1 protein-coding gene and 1 pseudogene are annotated in these 530 nt (G+C 62.5%); both read right to left on the minus strand.

Translation table 11 applies throughout. From position 1 onward, the window contains the following. Window positions 1-170 (minus strand): ATP-binding cassette domain-containing protein (locus tag U5A58_RS40475; RefSeq protein WP_321965463.1); only part of this gene is annotated, 170 nt, incomplete at its 3' end. Between the two features lie 15 nt (window positions 171-185). Further along, a pseudogene (locus tag U5A58_RS40480) lies at window positions 186-530 on the minus strand (ABC transporter ATP-binding protein); the annotation flags it as partial.

A 530-nucleotide genomic window follows, 5' to 3' on the forward strand; every position in this document is an offset into this window, starting at 1 on the left:
TAGAGACCGGTGATCACGTTGAAGAACGTGGTCTTGCCGGCGCCGTTCGGACCGATCAGGCCGTAGATCGTGCCTTCCTCGATCTGCAGGCCGACGTCGGACAGCGCCTGCAGGCCGCCGAAGCGCTTGTTCACGCCCTTCACGGACAGGCGAATGGATTTGTTGCTCATAGTCTGTTCTCCCCGTTATGCGCGAATCGGCTTCTTGCTGGCGCGCTTGGCGATCTTGGCGATCTTGTCCTCGTGCTTCGCCGCGGGCCACAGGCCTTCCGAGCGATACAGCATGATGACGACCATGGCGAGGCCGTAGAGCAACTGGCGGATGACTTCCGTATCGACGATTTCGTGGCCGAACAGCATGTGCTGGAGCGGACCCATCGTCGAGCGCAGGAACTCGGGGAAAATGGCGAGCAGCACGGCGCCGAGAATCACGCCGGGGATGTGGCCCATGCCGCCCAGCACCACGCAGGCGAGCACGACGACCGATTCCCAGAACGTGAACGATTCCGGCGACACGAAGCCCTGGAACGC

The organism is Paraburkholderia sp. J7, from assembly GCF_905220155.1.
In the GTDB taxonomy this organism is placed as follows: domain Bacteria; phylum Pseudomonadota; class Gammaproteobacteria; order Burkholderiales; family Burkholderiaceae; genus Paraburkholderia.